The 15,216-nt window shown below is 67.8% G+C and carries 17 protein-coding genes; 9 read left to right on the plus strand and 8 right to left on the minus strand.

What is annotated here, in order from left to right; translation table 11 throughout:
- Positions 1-59: 59 nt before the first annotated feature.
- From hisS to H8F24_RS04795, 4 genes are all read left to right on the plus strand, one after another.
- Positions 60-1,373, plus strand: coding sequence for a histidine--tRNA ligase (hisS, locus tag H8F24_RS04780; RefSeq protein WP_197172009.1), 1,314 nt, complete (start codon positions 60-62; stop codon positions 1,371-1,373).
- A gap of 49 nt (positions 1,374-1,422) precedes the next feature.
- On the plus strand, positions 1,423-2,871 hold the full coding sequence (locus tag H8F24_RS04785) for a nucleotide sugar dehydrogenase (protein WP_197171200.1): 1,449 nt from the start codon (positions 1,423-1,425) through the stop codon (positions 2,869-2,871).
- A gap of 4 nt (positions 2,872-2,875) precedes the next feature.
- Positions 2,876-3,838: a UDP-glucuronic acid decarboxylase family protein gene (locus H8F24_RS04790; protein ID WP_197171202.1), complete on the plus strand. Its 963-nt coding sequence runs from the start codon at positions 2,876-2,878 to the stop codon at positions 3,836-3,838.
- Positions 3,839-3,992: 154 nt separating this feature from the next.
- Entirely contained in the window at positions 3,993-5,024 is a 1,032-nt protein-coding gene (locus H8F24_RS04795; RefSeq protein WP_197172011.1) for an NAD-dependent epimerase, read from the plus strand.
- Positions 5,025-5,156: 132 nt separating this feature from the next.
- Here H8F24_RS04795 and H8F24_RS04800 read toward each other — a convergent pair whose 3' ends face one another.
- From H8F24_RS04800 to H8F24_RS04825, 6 genes are all read right to left on the minus strand, one after another.
- The gene (locus H8F24_RS04800) at positions 5,157-5,357 is read right to left on the minus strand and encodes a photosystem II reaction center protein J (RefSeq protein ID WP_197158014.1); all 201 of its coding nucleotides are present in this window, start codon (positions 5,355-5,357) and stop codon (positions 5,157-5,159) included.
- Between the two features lie 15 nt (positions 5,358-5,372).
- On the minus strand, positions 5,373-5,492 hold the full coding sequence (locus H8F24_RS04805) for a photosystem II reaction center protein L (RefSeq protein ID WP_197158012.1): 120 nt from the start codon (positions 5,490-5,492) through the stop codon (positions 5,373-5,375).
- A gap of 10 nt (positions 5,493-5,502) precedes the next feature.
- A complete protein-coding gene (gene psbF / locus H8F24_RS04810) occupies positions 5,503-5,640 on the minus strand; it encodes a cytochrome b559 subunit beta (RefSeq protein ID WP_197158010.1) in 138 nt (45 codons plus the stop codon).
- A gap of 3 nt (positions 5,641-5,643) precedes the next feature.
- Entirely contained in the window at positions 5,644-5,892 is a 249-nt protein-coding gene (psbE, locus tag H8F24_RS04815; protein ID WP_197158008.1) for a cytochrome b559 subunit alpha, read from the minus strand.
- A 118-nt stretch (positions 5,893-6,010) separates the two neighbouring features.
- Positions 6,011-7,024 (minus strand): photosynthesis system II assembly factor Ycf48, encoded by a 1,014-nt coding sequence (locus H8F24_RS04820; RefSeq protein WP_197171204.1) that lies wholly within the window; start codon positions 7,022-7,024, stop codon positions 6,011-6,013.
- A gap of 38 nt (positions 7,025-7,062) precedes the next feature.
- The gene (locus tag H8F24_RS04825; RefSeq protein ID WP_197158004.1) at positions 7,063-7,476 is read right to left on the minus strand and encodes a rubredoxin; all 414 of its coding nucleotides are present in this window, start codon (positions 7,474-7,476) and stop codon (positions 7,063-7,065) included.
- A 117-nt stretch (positions 7,477-7,593) separates the two neighbouring features.
- Between H8F24_RS04825 and H8F24_RS04830 the strand changes: the two genes are divergently transcribed.
- From H8F24_RS04830 to H8F24_RS04840, 3 genes are read left to right on the plus strand one after another with little or no spacing between them, the layout of a single operon-like run.
- Complete coding sequence (locus H8F24_RS04830) at positions 7,594-7,956, plus strand: NAD(P)H-quinone oxidoreductase subunit 3 (RefSeq protein WP_197158002.1); 363 nt, start codon at positions 7,594-7,596, stop codon at positions 7,954-7,956.
- A 34-nt stretch (positions 7,957-7,990) separates the two neighbouring features.
- On the plus strand, positions 7,991-8,761 hold the full coding sequence (gene nuoB, locus H8F24_RS04835; protein WP_197158000.1) for an NADH-quinone oxidoreductase subunit NuoB: 771 nt from the start codon (positions 7,991-7,993) through the stop codon (positions 8,759-8,761).
- A 7-nt stretch (positions 8,762-8,768) separates the two neighbouring features.
- A complete protein-coding gene (locus tag H8F24_RS04840; RefSeq protein WP_197171206.1) occupies positions 8,769-9,329 on the plus strand; it encodes an NAD(P)H-quinone oxidoreductase subunit J in 561 nt (186 codons plus the stop codon).
- Positions 9,330-9,457: 128 nt separating this feature from the next.
- Here H8F24_RS04840 and yvcK read toward each other — a convergent pair whose 3' ends face one another.
- Positions 9,458-10,798, minus strand: a complete 1,341-nt coding sequence (gene yvcK / locus H8F24_RS04845; protein ID WP_231598103.1) for a gluconeogenesis factor YvcK family protein — start codon at positions 10,796-10,798, stop codon at positions 9,458-9,460.
- Between the two features lie 442 nt (positions 10,799-11,240).
- Here yvcK and H8F24_RS04850 point away from each other — a divergent pair, with 442 nt between their 5' ends.
- Both H8F24_RS04850 and H8F24_RS04855 read left to right on the plus strand, forming a co-directional pair.
- Positions 11,241-11,984 (plus strand): ABC transporter ATP-binding protein, encoded by a 744-nt coding sequence (locus H8F24_RS04850; protein ID WP_197159000.1) that lies wholly within the window; start codon positions 11,241-11,243, stop codon positions 11,982-11,984.
- Positions 11,985-11,987: 3 nt separating this feature from the next.
- On the plus strand, positions 11,988-13,028 hold the full coding sequence (locus tag H8F24_RS04855; RefSeq protein ID WP_197157996.1) for an MlaD family protein: 1,041 nt from the start codon (positions 11,988-11,990) through the stop codon (positions 13,026-13,028).
- 42 nt (positions 13,029-13,070) lie between these two features.
- Here the strand turns inward: H8F24_RS04855 and bchD are convergent, their stop codons facing one another.
- The gene (gene bchD, locus H8F24_RS04860; protein ID WP_197171208.1) at positions 13,071-15,197 is read right to left on the minus strand and encodes a magnesium chelatase ATPase subunit D; all 2,127 of its coding nucleotides are present in this window, start codon (positions 15,195-15,197) and stop codon (positions 13,071-13,073) included.
- Positions 15,198-15,216: the final 19 nt, after the last annotated feature.

Genomic DNA, 15,216 nt, shown 5'->3' on the forward strand with positions numbered 1-15,216 from the left:
GACAGCCTGCGATCCCGCAGACTGTCTGCAATGACGGGGCGGGCCGGCACGGGGCGATGGTGGAGAAGCTGCAGAGTCTGCGGGGCATGGTTGATCTGCTGCCCGCCTCCATCGGCCTGTGGCAGCACGTGGAGGCCACGGCCCGCGACCATTTCCGCCGGGCCCGCATCGCCGAGATCCGCACCCCCCTGCTGGAGGTGACGGATCTGTTCGCCCGCGGCATCGGTGAGGCCACCGATGTGGTGGGGAAGGAGATGTACACCTTTCTCGACCGGGGCGAGCGCAGCTGCACCCTGCGGCCGGAGGGCACCGCCTCGGTGGTGCGCGCGGCGATTCAGCACGGCCTGCTCAGCCAGGGGCCGCAACGGCTCTGGTATGGCGGGCCGATGTTCCGCTACGAGCGCCCTCAGGCGGGCCGGCAGCGCCAGTTCCATCAGATCGGCGTCGAGCTGCTCGGCTTCCCCGATGCCCGCAGCGATGTGGAGGCGATCGCCATCGCCTGGGATCTGCTCGCCGATCTGGGGGTGGGCGGTCTGGCCCTCGAGCTCAACACCCTCGGAGCTCCCGAGGACCGGATCCGTTACCGCACCGAGCTGCTGGCCTGGCTGGAGGCCCATCGGCAGCAGCTCGATCCCGACTCCCAGGCCCGCATCCAGACGAACCCCCTGCGGGTGCTCGATTCCAAGCACCCTGGAACCCAGGAACTGCTGGCGGGTGCGCCGGCCCTGGCCGACGCCCTCAGCGGCGAGAGCCATGAGCGCTTCACCCAGGTGCGCCAGGGGCTCGAGGCCCTCGGCATTCCCTTCACGCTCAATCCGCGGCTGGTGCGCGGCCTCGACTACTACAGCCACACCGCCTTCGAGATCACCAGCGATCAGCTGGGCGCCCAGGCCACCGTGTGTGGCGGCGGCCGCTACGACGGCCTGGTGCAGCAGCTGGGTGGGGCGGCGACGCCGGCGATCGGCTGGGCCCTCGGCATGGAGCGGCTGGTGTTGTTGCTGCAGCAATCGGAGGCCCAGCCCTGGATGGCGGCCGCAGCGCCGCAGGTGTATCTGGTGAACCGGGGCGAGCGAGCCGAGGCCGTGGCGCTGCAGCTGTGCCGTGATCTGCGCCGCACGGGAATCGCCGTGGAGCTCGATGCCAGTGGCGCCGCCTTTGGCAAGCAGCTGCGGCGGGCGGATCGCCAGGGCGCCGCCTGGGCGGTGGTGATCGGCGACGAGGAGGCAGTCGCCGGCGAGGCCCTGCTCAAGGACCTGCGGCGCTGCGAAGCGCCTGGAGTCGAGGCTGAAACCGTGGCGGATCGGACGAGTCCGGGCCGGAGGCTGGCGTTGGTTGAGATACCAGCGCAACTGGCGCATCTGCTGGCTTGCTGAGCCCGGGGCCTCAGCTCCCCTTAACCTCGCCCCACCGCGAACCGCTGCGATGACTGCCGCTTCAGGGATCCGCACCATCTGCTGCATCGGTGCGGGCTACGTGGGCGGCCCGACCATGGCGGTGATCGCCGATCGCTGCCCCCACCTGCAGGTGACGGTGGTGGATCTCAACGCTGCCCGCATCGCCGCCTGGAACGATGCCGATCTCAGCCGCCTGCCGGTCTATGAACCGGGTCTGGATGCGGTGGTGGGCCGCGCCCGGGGCCGGAACCTGCACTTCAGCACCGAGGTGGACGCGGCGATCGCGGCGGCCGACATGGTGTTCCTCTCGGTCAACACTCCCACCAAGACCCGCGGGCTGGGGGCTGGTCAGGCCAGTGATCTGCGCTGGATCGAGGCCTCGGCCCGCCAGGTGGCCCGCTGCGCCCGGGGCCACACGATCGTGGTGGAGAAAAGCACCCTGCCGGTGCGCACCGCCGAAGCGGTGAAGGCGATCCTGGAGGCGGCTCAGGGGGAGGCCGAGGCCCGAGAAGATGCCGGTGGACCGGCCGCCAAAAGTTTCGCGGTGCTCTCCAATCCCGAATTCCTGGCGGAAGGCACGGCGATCGGCGATCTGGAGCAACCCGATCGGGTGTTGATCGGCGGCGAGGATCCGGCCGCGATCGAGGCCCTGGCCGCGATCTACGGCCACTGGGTGGCGCCGGAGAAGATCCTGCGCACCAACCTCTGGAGCAGTGAACTGTCCAAGCTCACCGCCAATGCGTTTCTGGCGCAGCGGATCAGCTCGATCAACAGCATCGCCGCCATCTGTGAAGCCACCGGAGCGGATGTGCAGGAGGTGGCTCGGGCGATCGGCACGGACAACCGCATTGGTGCCCGCTTCCTGGCGGCGGGCCCCGGCTTCGGTGGCAGCTGTTTCCAGAAGGACATCCTCAACCTGGTGTACCTCTGCCACCACTACGGCCTGCCGGAGGTGGCGACGTACTGGGAGCAGGTGGTGCGGCTCAACAGCTGGCAACAGCACCGCATCAGCCGGTTGGTGGTGCAGAAACTGTTCGGCACCGTCACCGGCAAGCGCCTGGCGGTGCTGGGCTTCGCCTTCAAGGCCGACACCAACGACACCCGCGAAGCGCCGGCAATCCGCATCTGCCACGATCTGCTCGAGGAGGGGGCGCAGCTGAGCCTCCATGATCCCAAGGTGAGCACGCAACAGATCGAACGGGACCTGGCCCAGGCGGCGGTGGCCCCCGCAGCCGCGGCTCAGGCGGCTCAGGCGGGGGAGGGGAGCTGGCGACGTGCAGCCACCGTCGATGAAGCCGTGCAGGGCGCCGATGCGGTCCTGCTGCTCACCGAATGGAGCGACTACCGCCAGCTCGACTGGTCGGCCCTGATGGCTCGGATGCGCCAGCCGGCCTGGCTGTTCGACGCCCGCGGCGTTGCCGATGCGGTGGCGGCTCGGGCCGCTGGCCTGCGGGTCTGGCGGGTGGGGGAGGGCTGAAGCGATGATCCCGACCCCATCACTGCGCTCTGGCCCCCTGCGCAATCTGGTGACCGGTGGCGCCGGTTTCGTGGGCTCCCATCTGGTCGATCGGCTGATGCAGGCCGGCGAGGAGGTGCTCTGCCTCGACAACTACTTCACCGGCCGCAAGGCCAACATCGCCCAGTGGATCGGCCATCCCCGCTTCGAGCTGATCCGTCACGATGTGACCGAGCCGATCCAGTTGGAGGTGGACCGGATCTGGCACCTGGCCTGTCCCGCATCGCCAGTGCACTACCAGTTCAATCCGATCAAGACTGCCAAGACAAGTTTTCTCGGCACCTACAACATGCTCGGTCTGGCCCGGCGGGTAGGGGCAAGGCTGCTGCTGGCCAGCACCAGCGAGATCTATGGCGATCCGGAGGTCCATCCCCAGCCCGAGAGTTACAGGGGGTGCGTCAACACAATCGGCATTCGCTCCTGCTATGACGAGGGCAAGCGGGTGGCTGAAACACTCTGTTTCGACTACCGGCGCATGCACGGAACCGAAGTGCGGGTGGCGCGCATCTTCAATACCTATGGGCCCCGCATGCTTCCGGATGACGGCCGGGTGGTGAGCAACTTCATCGTGCAGGCGCTGCAGGGTCAACCCCTGACGCTGTATGGCGATGGCCAGCAGACGCGATCGTTCTGCTATGTGGATGACCTGGTGGAGGGACTGATCCGCCTGATGAACGGCGCCCATACCGGCCCGATCAACCTGGGCAATCCTGGCGAGTTCACCATCCGGGAGTTGGCCGAACTGGTGCGTACTCGCATCAATCCTGGCCTCGAACTCGTGCTGCAGCCCCTCCCCCAGGATGATCCCCGCCAGCGGCAACCGATCATCGAGCTGGCCCAGCGAGAACTGGGCTGGGAGCCCACGATCCCCCTGGAGCAGGGCCTCGAGCCCACCATCGCTGATTTCCGCCGCCAGCTGGGCCTCTGAGAACGGGATTTCTGATCACGGGTTCCCCTGGGTGAGCACGGGTTGTCCTGGGAAGGATGTCTCGATCGGGCTTCTCCCTGGGGTGGCAGGCTGAGGGGTGGCCGTCGCCGGAGCCCTGACCGGAGATGCGCCCGTTCCCCTGCCCTGTCTGCCCATGACCGCCGCGCAGCGTCCCACCCTCGTGACCGGTGCCGCCGGCTTCATCGGCACCGAGGTGGTGTTGCGACTGCTGGAACGGGGCGAGCCTGTGGTGGGGCTCGACAACCTCAACACCTACTACGACCCGGCCCTCAAGCAGGCTCGCCTGGAGCGGCTGCAGCACCATCCCGCCGCCGCCGCCTTTCACTTCGTGCGGATGGATCTGGAGGATCGGGCCGCTATGGAGGGCCTGTTCGCCGAGCAGCGACCGCGGCGGGTGGTGCACCTCGCCGCCCAGGCAGGGGTGCGCTATTCCCTGGAGAATCCGGCCGCCTATATCCAGAGCAATCTAGTGGGTTTCGGTCACATTCTTGAGGGTTGCCGCCATCACGGCGTTGAGCATCTGGTCTATGCCTCCAGCAGCTCGGTCTATGGCGGCAACCGCGAGATGCCGTTCTCGGAGCAGCACGCCGTCAATCATCCGGTGAGCCTCTATGCGGCCACCAAGAAGGCGAATGAACTGATGGCTCACACCTACAGCCATCTCTACGGCCTGCCGGCCACCGGTCTGCGCTTCTTCACCGTGTATGGCCCCTGGGGCCGGCCGGACATGGCCCCGATGCTGTTTGCGCGCGCGATCCTGGCGGGTGAGCCGATCCGGGTGTTCAACCACGGCCACATGCAGCGCGACTTCACCTACATCGATGACATTGTCGAGGGGGTGATCCGCTGCAGCGACAAGCCGGCCACAGCGGATCCGCACTTCGATCCCCTTCATCCGAACCCGGCCACCGCGGCGGTGCCGCACCGGGTGTTCAACATCGGCAATTCCCAGCCCACCGAGCTGCTGCGTTTCATCGCCGTGCTGGAGCAGGCCCTCGGGCGCCAGGCGATCCAGGACCTGCAGCCGATGCAGCCGGGCGATGTGCCCGCCACCGCCGCCGATACCCAGGCCCTGGAGGCCTGGGTGGGGTTCCAGCCCGCCACCCCGATCGAGGTGGGGGTGGAGCGGTTTGCTCAGTGGTATCGGGAGTACCACGGACTCTGACCCTGCCCAGGCCAGCAGCCTGGTGGTGCTTGGCAGTCAGAAAGTCATTTCATCAAAAAAGGGGCCTTCAGGCCCCTTGCTGCTCCATCGGCCAAAAGGGCCGTGCGAGATGAATCGAATGCTCAGGTCCGCTCAGGCGGAACCGACACCCACGTAGGAGCCGTAGAAGAACAGGCCCACCACAAAGATCACCGCCATTCCGCCGGCAGTGGCGACCAGCCAGAGGGGAAGGGTTCCCTCTGTCCAGCGGGAACGCCAGGCCACAGCGGGGCGCCCATCGGGCAGACGATCGGGAATCCGACCGTCAGGCATGGACATTTTCTTGCCGCTCATCGTGAATCCTCCCGATCAGTTGAAGAAGTAGCTGCTGAACAGCACACCGGTGACGAACACGAACAGCAGCCCCAGATAGAGGCTGGTGCGGTTCAGTTCGACCGGAAGGTTGTTCGGATTGGGATTGCGTTGCATGGGGACGACCTCAGCGGCGGACAAACTGCATGGCAGCCAGGGCGCCCAGGAAAAACACCGTGGGGATGCCGAGGGCGTGAACCGAAAGCCAGCGCACCGTGAAGATCGGGTAATTGCGTGGCGTGGTGGGGGCGGGAGTCTGGGTCATGACTTACTGCAGGCGCAGGTCGAGTTGGCTCTTGCCCTCGTAGCGCTGGCTCACAACAGGAGCCTTGCTTTCCTGGGCCTGGAAATAGGCATCCGGACGAGGCGTGCCGAAGGCGTCATAGGCCAGGCCCGTGGACACGAACATGAAGCCGGCCAGGAAGATGGCAGGCAGGGTCACCGCGTGGATGACCCAGTAACGGATGCTCGTGATGATTTCGAAGAACGGGCGTTCTCCTGTAGAGCCGGCAGCCATGGCGACAAGCGTTCAGCTCGGCGATCCTAGGGGGGTGGCGGCAGGGGACGGGAGCCCCTGCCTGGCTTGGTTACAAAGGTTGGCGGGGCTCAGCCTGGCGCGGCTCGGCCCAGCCCGATCAGCCCACCCAGCGCAGCAGCGATCCCCGCTCGCCCAGCACGAAGCCCTTGCCATCCGGCAGGAAGGCGATCCGGCTGAAGTTGGTGGGCTGGGCGGCACCCACCGGATCCTTCTGCCAGGTCTTGCCACCGTCGGGGCTGGTGAGCAGGGTGCCGCTGCCGCCGCCGGTCCAGATGGCGCCGCTCGGATCCCAGGCCATGTCGAGATAGCCATAGCCGTTCGTGATCGGGATCACCGGCTTGCTCCAGTCGTCGACGTTGGCGGCATCGGAGTTGAAGCGCAGCTGGGCGCCGCGGGTCACCATCCAGAGGTTGCCGTTGGGCTGGAAGCCGAGGGATTGCACCCGTTGGCTGCTCACCCGCTGGTGGGGCTGCCAGGTGGGCTGACCCGGATCCCAGGTGGCGAAGAAGTTGCCGAGGCTGCTGACGCTCACATAGCGGCCGTCGGGGCTGCGGCGCAGATCACGCACGGCACCGGCGGCGTCACTCACCTCGGCCTGCCAGCTCTGGCCGCCATCGCGAGTGCGATAAACAGCGCCCACGTTGGTGGCCAGTTCAGCCTCTCCCTTGCCCATGGCGGTGATCAGGTACGGCTCACCGGGCAGCTTGGTGTCGAGGAAGAGGCGGCTCCAGCTCTGGCCGGCGTCGGTGCTGTGCAGCAGCAGGCCGGGCTGGCCGGCGATCCAGCCCTCTTTGCCGTTGAAGTCGATGCTGAGCAGGCGGAAGTTCTCCTCCTCCGGCAGATCGAGGGCGCGCTGGGCCCAGCTGGCACCTCCGTCGTTGGTTTCGAGGATCAGCCGGTTGCTGCCCACCAGGAAGCCGTGGCTCTGATCGCTGAAGGCCAGATCGAGGGGGTTGGAGCTGGTGTCGAGGGGCACGGGCTGCCAGGGGCTGGCACTGGCGATCGGCAGGCCCGTGGTGACGCAACCGGAGAGCCCGAAGCCGAGGCCCACGAGCAGGACCAGGCTCAGCAGGGGACTGAACAGGCGTCGGGTCAGACGATGCAGGTGCATGGCAGGGGGGAGAACGGAGGAAGGGAAGCGAAGCCGATTCAGCGCAGCGAATACAGGGAGAGGAAAAAGGCGATCGCCAGGGCGAAGCTGCCGAAGATCAGCACATTCTTCTGACCGGGCGTCAGCCGGTTGACCCCCAGACCGAAGTTGAGGTTCTCCTCAAAACCGCTCGGCTTGTTGCGGGGGCCGATGTCCTTGAAGGCCCCCACCTTGCTGCGGCAGACCGGACAGCGAAAGCTGGCGGGGTCCAGGGCTGTGAAGGGGGTGCCCGCTTCGATGCCCACCTTGCGCACGCCCTCGGCGGGGTCGTAGACGAAGCCGCAGCTGCGGCACTCGAAGCGATGGGTGTCGGGGTCGGAAACCGCAGGCGGCTCCGTCGTGGGGAGGGATTCGGCCGTGGCGCCCGCCCCTGGGGCGGCGATGGTGTCGCTGCTCTCGATCTCCGGACTCATCACCTGCCAGCCGACGGTGTCAAAACTCTATCGACCACGTTCCAACGCCGATTCCGCCGGAACTCGTCAGCGCCGGGAGGTGGATGCCAGACTGCCGCCCAGGTTGGTCCAGCCCGCATGTTCGTGCTTTCCGGCTACGACGCTTTTCTGGGGTTTCTGCTGATTTCAGCAGCTGTTCCCGTGCTGGCGCTCGTGGCCAACAAGGTGCTGTCTCCTCGGAGCCGGCAGGGCGAGCGTGAGCTCACCTACGAATCCGGCATGGAGCCGATGGGTGGCGCCTGGATTCAGTTCAATATCCGCTACTACATGTTCGCGCTCGTCTTCGTCGTCTTCGACGTCGAGACCGTGTTCCTCTACCCCTGGGCCGTGGCGTTCCATCGCCTCGGACTGCTCGCCTTCATCGAGGCCCTCGTCTTCATCGCCATCCTGGTGGTGGCCCTGGCCTACGCCTGGCGCAAGGGTGCCCTCGAGTGGAGCTGATTCGTCGTTACGGCCCCGGCGCCGACGTGTTGCCATGACCCTCACGCCTTCCTCCCCGTCCAGCGGTGAGCTCCCCTCGATCGGGGCTCTGCGCGATCTGCGCGCCGCCAGCTGCAGCCCCACGGGTGCCCCCACGATCACTTCGGATCTGTCCGAGAACGTGATTCTCACCAGCCTCGATGACCTGCACAACTGGGCCCGCCTGAGCAGTCTCTGGCCCCTGCTCTACGGCACTGCCTGCTGCTTCATTGAGTTCGCGGCCCTGATCGGCTCCCGCTTTGATTTCGACCGCTTCGGTCTGGTGCCACGCTCCAGCCCCCGTCAGGCGGACCTGCTGATCGTGGCCGGCACCGTGACCATGAAGATGGGCCCGGCCCTGGTGCGGCTCTACGAGCAGATGCCCGAGCCCAAGTACGTGATTGCCATGGGGGCCTGCACGATCACCGGCGGCATGTTCTCGGCTGACTCGACCACCGCCGTGCGCGGCGTCGACAAGCTGATCCCCGTGGACCTCTACCTGCCGGGCTGCCCGCCGCGGCCGGAGGCGATCTTTGATGCCGTGATCAAGCTGCGCAAGAAGGTGGGCAACGAAGCCCTGGCTGAGCGCGGCAACCTGCGTCCCACGCACCGTTATTGCACGATTCCGCATCAGCTCAAGGCGGTGGCGCCGATCGTGGATGGCCGCTACCTGCAGGCCGAGACCCAGAAGGCCGCCCTCGCCGCCGCCGCCGGTCTGCCGCTGGGGGCTCCTGTTTCCGATCCAGCGGCAGTCATCGCCGCCACCACCAGCCAGGCCGACGCCTGAGGACACCATGCCCGAGGACACCACCAGTTCCACCCCGGCCATCACCACTCCTGTGGCCGGTCCGATCAGCCAGTGGCTGAGCAGCCAGGGTTTTGAGCATGCCGTGCTGGAGGCCGACCATCTCGGTGTGGAGGTGCTCGGCGTGGAGCCCGACTTCCTGCCCGTGATCGTGGCGGCTCTCAAGGCGACAGGTTTTGATTACCTCCAATGCCAGGGCGGCTATGACGAAGGCCCAGGCGGTCGTCTGGTGAGCTTCTACCACCTGATCAAGCTGGCGGCGCTGGCTGATCCCACGGCGGTGGATCGTGCCCTTGCGGCCGATGTGAAGCCCGAGGAGATTCGTCTGAAGGTGTTCCTGGCCCGTGATGGCGATCTCACCATCCCCACGCTCTACGGCCTGTTCCGGGGCGCCGACTGGCAGGAACGCGAGACCTTCGATATGTACGGCATTCGTTATGCCGGCCATCCCCATCCCAAGCGTCTGCTGATGCCGGAAGACTGGAAAGGCTACCCGCTGCGCAAAGACTATGTGCAGCCCGATTTCTACGAACTCCAGGACGCTTACTGATCCCCGTTGGATTGAGAGAGGGGCCTTGAAAACAGGCTTTCACCAGAATTGAGTGCACAAAACTGGTCTGACGAGGCAACCAGTAGAGGCGTCATCACGACTCGCCTGAAGATTCCGTGATTGCATCATCAGCTCACCCGCCGATGATGCTGCCGGTAGAAGCGCATCACCGCCAGCGCCACGCTCTTGGAATCGTGGCGCAGTGTGGCCCCGGGACGGCTTCCCTGCATCGGCGCCAGCATCACCTCATAGCCCTGGCTGGTCAGGCGGTGGGTATCGCACTCCACCGGCTCGGCACCGCGGCGGCGATAGGCCTCCACCAACGGCGAGGGACTGAGCTTCTCCTGAGCCAGCACCGCATCGAACAGCCTCTGGTCCACCCCCAGAGTGGCGAGCTGGGCCTCGATCGCCCGGAGATGGCCTTCGACATCGAGCCCGTCGGTCTCCCCGGGCTGGGTCATCAGGTTGCAGATGTAAAGGCGCGGAGCACGGCTCTGGCGAATCGCCGCCACCAGTTCCGGCACCAGCAGGTTCGGCAGCAGGGAGGTGTAGAGGCTGCCGGGACCCAGCACGATCAGATCGGCATGGGCGATCGCCTCGATGGCTCGGGGCAGGGCGGGCGGCCGTTCCGGGATGCAGCCGAGCCGCACGATCGGGCTGGAGGCATGGCCGATCGCCGATTCCCCCTCGATCCGATCGCCGTTCTCCAGCTCGGCCCAGAGGCGAACGTCGGCGTTGGTGGCCGGCACCACCTGGCCCTGGACCGCCAGCACCCGGCTGCTGGCGGTGATCGCCGATTCGAGGCTGCCGGTGATGGCCGTGAGGGCCGACAGGAAGAGGTTGCCGAAACTGTGGCCTTCGAGACCACTGCCCGCCTGGAAGCGGTATTGGAACAGGCGGGTGAGCAGAGGCTCCTCACGGGCCAGGGCTGCCAGGCAGTTGCGGATGTCGCCCGGCGGCTGGACGCCCAGCTCTCGCCGCAGCACGCCGCTGCTGCCGCCGTCGTCGGCCACCGTGACGATCGCGGTGATGTTGCCGCTGTAGCGCTTCAGGCCGGAGAGCAGGGTGGAGAGCCCGGTGCCGCCGCCGATCGCCACGATGTTCGGGCCGCGGTTGAGCCGGCGCTGGGCCACGAGGGCATCCACCAGCACCGTGCCCTTCTCAGGAGCCAGGGCCCGCTGGATCGACCCGAAACTGCGGCTCTGGCCCCAGATCACCAGGGCCGCCCCCAGGAGCAGCACCAGCGGCCCGGTGATGCCCCGCGGCAGCACCTGGGTGACCTGAGCCAGCAGCCAGGTGAGCGTTTCGATCGTCCAGTAGATCGGTTTGAAATCCGCCCAGACCGCCGCTCCGAGCAGGGCGATCATCAGACCCAGGCCGGAGGTGAGCACCCAGCGCTTCACCACCAGGCCGGGCTGCAGCCAGCGGGCGGCCCGGCGGGAGCGGCTGACCAGATCACGGCGGCGCATGTCACCCCGACCCATCCAGCCGGGTCGTCGGGGTGGGCGTGGGGCGTGCCGGGTGCTCATCGCCCGTGGCCTCCCCTATCGCCTCTGCGGCCGTCTGCCTGGCCCGTGCGGCTCCGCCAGGGCTCCCCGCAGACGAGGAGGCAAGGCAAGGGCTGGGAGCAGGACGCCATCGGCAAACCGGGCTGATCGAACTGTACGGATGAAACGGCGGGAGGGTGAAACCTCGGCTGGTTGCAGGCAGGATGGGAGCCTTGCGCTGTGGTCCGTGCCGGATGCTGTTCCTCTGCCGGCATCCCGACGCACCCAGTCCCACGGGGGTGTGGCGATGAAGGTCGCTGGGGCGGCGGAGCCTGGGTCGCTGGCTGATGGCTCGGCTGTTGCAGGGTCTGCTGTTGATGGGCCTGGGGGAAAGGTGCCCGTGGCCCAAATGCAGGGGGTGTCGATGCGCTGGGGTGAGAGCCTCGTGCTCGACGACATCAACCTGGTGGTGCATCCGGGCGAGCGCCTGGTGGTGGTGGGGCCCTCCGGATCGGGCAAATCAACGATCCTGCGGCTGCTGGCCGGCCTGCTGCTGCCCAGCGCCGGCAGCCTGCGGATCCACGGGCTGGAGCAGCGCTACCTGCGCCTGGATCAGCGCCAGCCACCGGATGTGCGCCTGGTGTTTCAGAACCCTGCCCTGCTGGCCTCGCTCACGGTGGGTGAAAACGTCGGCTTTCTGCTCTATCGCTACGGGCGGCTGGGCGAGGCCGAGATTCGCCGCCGGGTGGGCGACGCGCTTGCGGCCGTCGGACTGGCCGGCATCGAGGGAAAGATGCCCGGCGAACTCAGCGGTGGCATGCAGAAGCGGGTCAGCTTCGCCCGCGCCATCATCCAGGACCCCTCCCGGGCCGATGTCCAGGAGCCGCTGCTGTTGTTCGATGAGCCCACCGCCGGGCTCGATCCGGTGGCCTGTACCCGCATCGAGGATCTGATTGTCACCACCACCGACATGGCCCAGGCCTCCTCGGTGGTGGTGAGCCACGTGATGAGCACGATCGAGCGCTCCGGTGAGCGGCTCGTGCTCCTCTACGACGGCCGCTTTCGTTGGCAGGGCACCGTGGAGGAGTTCCGCAGCACCGATAATCCCTACGTCGAGCAGTTCCGGAGCGGCAGCTTGCGCGGACCCATGCAGCCCAAGGAGGTCTGAACGATGCGCCGCAGTGTCCGTGAAGCCCTGGTGGGCTTTTCCCTTCTCGCCGCCATCGTGGGTGGTGGCGCGCTCTGGCTCTGGCTGAAGGGCATCTCCCTGCGCCGCGACACCTGGACGGTGCAGGCCAGCTTCCAGGATGCCGCCGGCCTGGCGGATCGCTCGCCGGTCTCCTTCCGGGGCGTGCTGGTGGGCAATGTGCGCCGGGTGCGGGTCACCCCGGAGGCGGTGCTGGCTGATCTGGAGATCACCGATCCTGATCTCCGTCTGGCCCGCCCCACCCAGGCCCTGGTGGGCACCGGCTCGTTGCTGGGGGGAGATGCGGTGGTGGCGCTGGTGAGCAGCGGCAAACCCCTGCCGGCCAGCACGCCCGGGCCGCGCAGTCCGGGCTGCAACACCAAGCTGATGCTCTGCAACGGCAGCCGCATCGAGGGCGGCGCCCAGGCGAGTCTCGGCACCGTCACCGAGACGATGCAGCGGATCCTGGCCGAGAGCGAGCGCCAGAAGCTGGTGGACAAACTGGTGGGAACCACCGTGAGTTTCGATCGCACCTCCAACGAGGCGGATCGCTTCCTGCGCGAGGCGCAGAAACTGGTGCAGGAGCTCAACACGGCCGTGAAGAAGGCCGATCCGATCCTGGACAATCTCAACACCGCCACCGTCGAGGCGGCCCAGGCCGGCCGGCATGTGCGCAACCTCACCGCCGCCCTGGACAACCCCCAGACCGTGAGCGAGCTCAAGGGCACTGTGACCAATGCCGAGAAGCTCACGGCCCGCTGGGAGGCGGTGGGCGGTGACGTGAACAAGCTCACGGGCGACCCCCAGTTCGTCGATGGGATCCGCAGCCTGGCCATCGGCCTGGGCAAGTTCTTCGAAGAGCTCTACCCCGCCCAGACCGGCCAGGCGCGTGACAAGGCGGCCCGGGAGAAGGCGGAACGCGAAAAGCGCGACCAGGCGGACCGGGAACAGGCGGATCGTGAAAAAGCTGGCAGCCCGTCGGTCTCGCGTGCCCGAACCAACCAGCCTCGCGCCGTGAGCCAGTGAAGAGGTGAAACGGTGAAAGCCTGAGGCCGGGACCGTTGCAGCTCAGACGCCGTTGATCGCCTCCAGGGCAATGGCGGCGATCGCCTGATCGCTGGCCTTGGGCAACTGCACGTACTTGCCGCCGGCGGCCTCGGCCAGTTCCTTGCCCATGCCGCTGCCGATGAACTTGCGCTCGGTGTCGATCACCAGCAGCTTCAGCCCCAGGGCGCGGTAACGGCCGGCCACCTGCTTCACCTCCTCCTTGAGGTCCACCGGTTCCTCGCCCTCCAGCTCGGGTTGGCCGAGGGAGCGGCTCAGGGGCACGTTGCCGCGGCCGTCGGTGATCGCCACCACCACCACCTGGCCCAGATCGCCGGTGGCGAGGGCATTGGCGCCCACCCGTGCCGCCTGGGAAAGACCATGGGCCAGGGGCGAACCGCCGCCGCAGGGCATCGATTCGAGCCGGCGCCGGGCCGCGGTGATCGATCGGGTGGGGGGCAGAAGCACCTCGGCCTGCTCACCGCGGAAGGGGATCAAGGCGACTTCGTCGCGGTTTTCGTAGGCCTCGGTGAGCAGCCGGATCACGGCACCCTTGGCGCTCTGCATGCGGTTGAGCGCCATCGAACCGCTGGCATCCACCAGGAAGATCACCAGGGCGCCGGCCTTGCGTTGCAGTTGCTTGGCCCGCAGGTCGCCATCCTCCACGATCACCGTTCGGTGCGGCTCCCGCTCCCGGCGGGCTTTCTGATACGGGGCGGCGGCCCGCAGGGTGGCATCCACGGCGATGCGCGTCACCGGGCCGCGGGGCAGCATCGGTTTCACGTAGCGACCGCGGGAATCGCTGAGCACCACGCTGCGCTTGCCGCTGCCGCCGCTGCGGGCCTTGGCAGCGTTGAACAGCAGCAGGTCGGGGTCGATGGCGATGGCTTCGGGGTCGAGCAGGAATTCCTCCGGCACCTGGGGAGGCGGCTGGTCGTCCGGGGTGTCGTCTTCGTCCTGGTCGTCGTCCTGGTTGTCCTCGTTCTGGTCGGGTTCATCGGGTTGCTCCGGCTCCTCCGGCGGTTGCTCCCCCTGGGGCGGTGGCGGCGGCGGCGGCTCCATCGGCTGCTCGGGATCCGGGGGCGGCAGCTGCAGGGCCCGCGGCGCAATCACCAGGCGCACGGCCACCTGCAGGTCGTCGGCTTCCACCCGGTCGCGGCCGCTCAGGGCGGCGTGGGCGCGGGCCACCCGCACCGCATAGAGCTCGGAGCGGTGCCCTTCGACGCCGCCGCGCAGGGCCTCGGTCACCAGGTAGGTGATCTGCTCGCGGCTGATGCTCACGTCCGGCAACCACTGGCGGGCCAGCAGCAGCTGGGTGGCGAGGGCGTCGGTCTCCTCCTGCCACCGCTGCCGGAAGCTGTCGCTGGATTCGCCATGGGCCAGGGCGGAGCGGGTAATCTCGACGCGCTGATCCAGATCCAGCGACTGGTTGGCGCTCAGGGCGATGGCGAAGCGATCCAGCAGGTGGTCCCGCACCGCCCCCTCCTCGGGGTTGTAGGTGGCGATCAGCAGGCAGCGGCAGGGGTGGCTGAGGCTGAGCCCCTCCCGCTCGATCCGGTTCTCGCCGCTGCCCACCGCCGCCAGCAGGAGGTTGGTGATGCCGTCGTCCAGCAGGTTGAGCTCGTCGACATAGAGCACGCCGCGGTGGGCTTCCGCCAGCAGGCCCGGCTGAAACACGGCCTGGCCGCTGGCCAGGGAGGCGGTCACGTCGACCGAGCCCACGAGCCGGTCTTCGGTGACACCCAGCGGCACCTGCACGAAGGGTGCCGGCACCACCCGGGTGGGCAGCAGGGCGCTGGGGTCGGCGCCGCTGGCATCGCCCCCCAGTTCGGTGATGCGACGGCGGGTCGCCTCGTCCCAGTCCTCCGGTCGGGTCGGATCGGCATTGAGGCTGTCCACGATCACATCGATCGGTGGCAGCAGCGCATGCAGACCCCGGGCCAGCACCGATTTGCCGGTGCCGCGTCCGCCGGCGATCACCACTCCGCCCAGGCCCGGATCCACCGCCGCCAGCAGCAGGGCCAGCTTCAGGGTGCCGTGGCCCGTGATCGCGGCCAGGGGGAAGGAGCGGGCGGCCTGGTCGGCGCTGGCCGTGGCCGTGGCCGTGGCGGCGGTGGGGGGACCGGAGGGGCTGGTGGCGCTGGCAACCATGGGGGAGGAGGAGGGCCCG

The organism is Synechococcus sp. CBW1002 (genome assembly GCF_015840915.1).
Lineage (GTDB): Bacteria > Cyanobacteriota > Cyanobacteriia > PCC-6307 > Cyanobiaceae > CBW1002.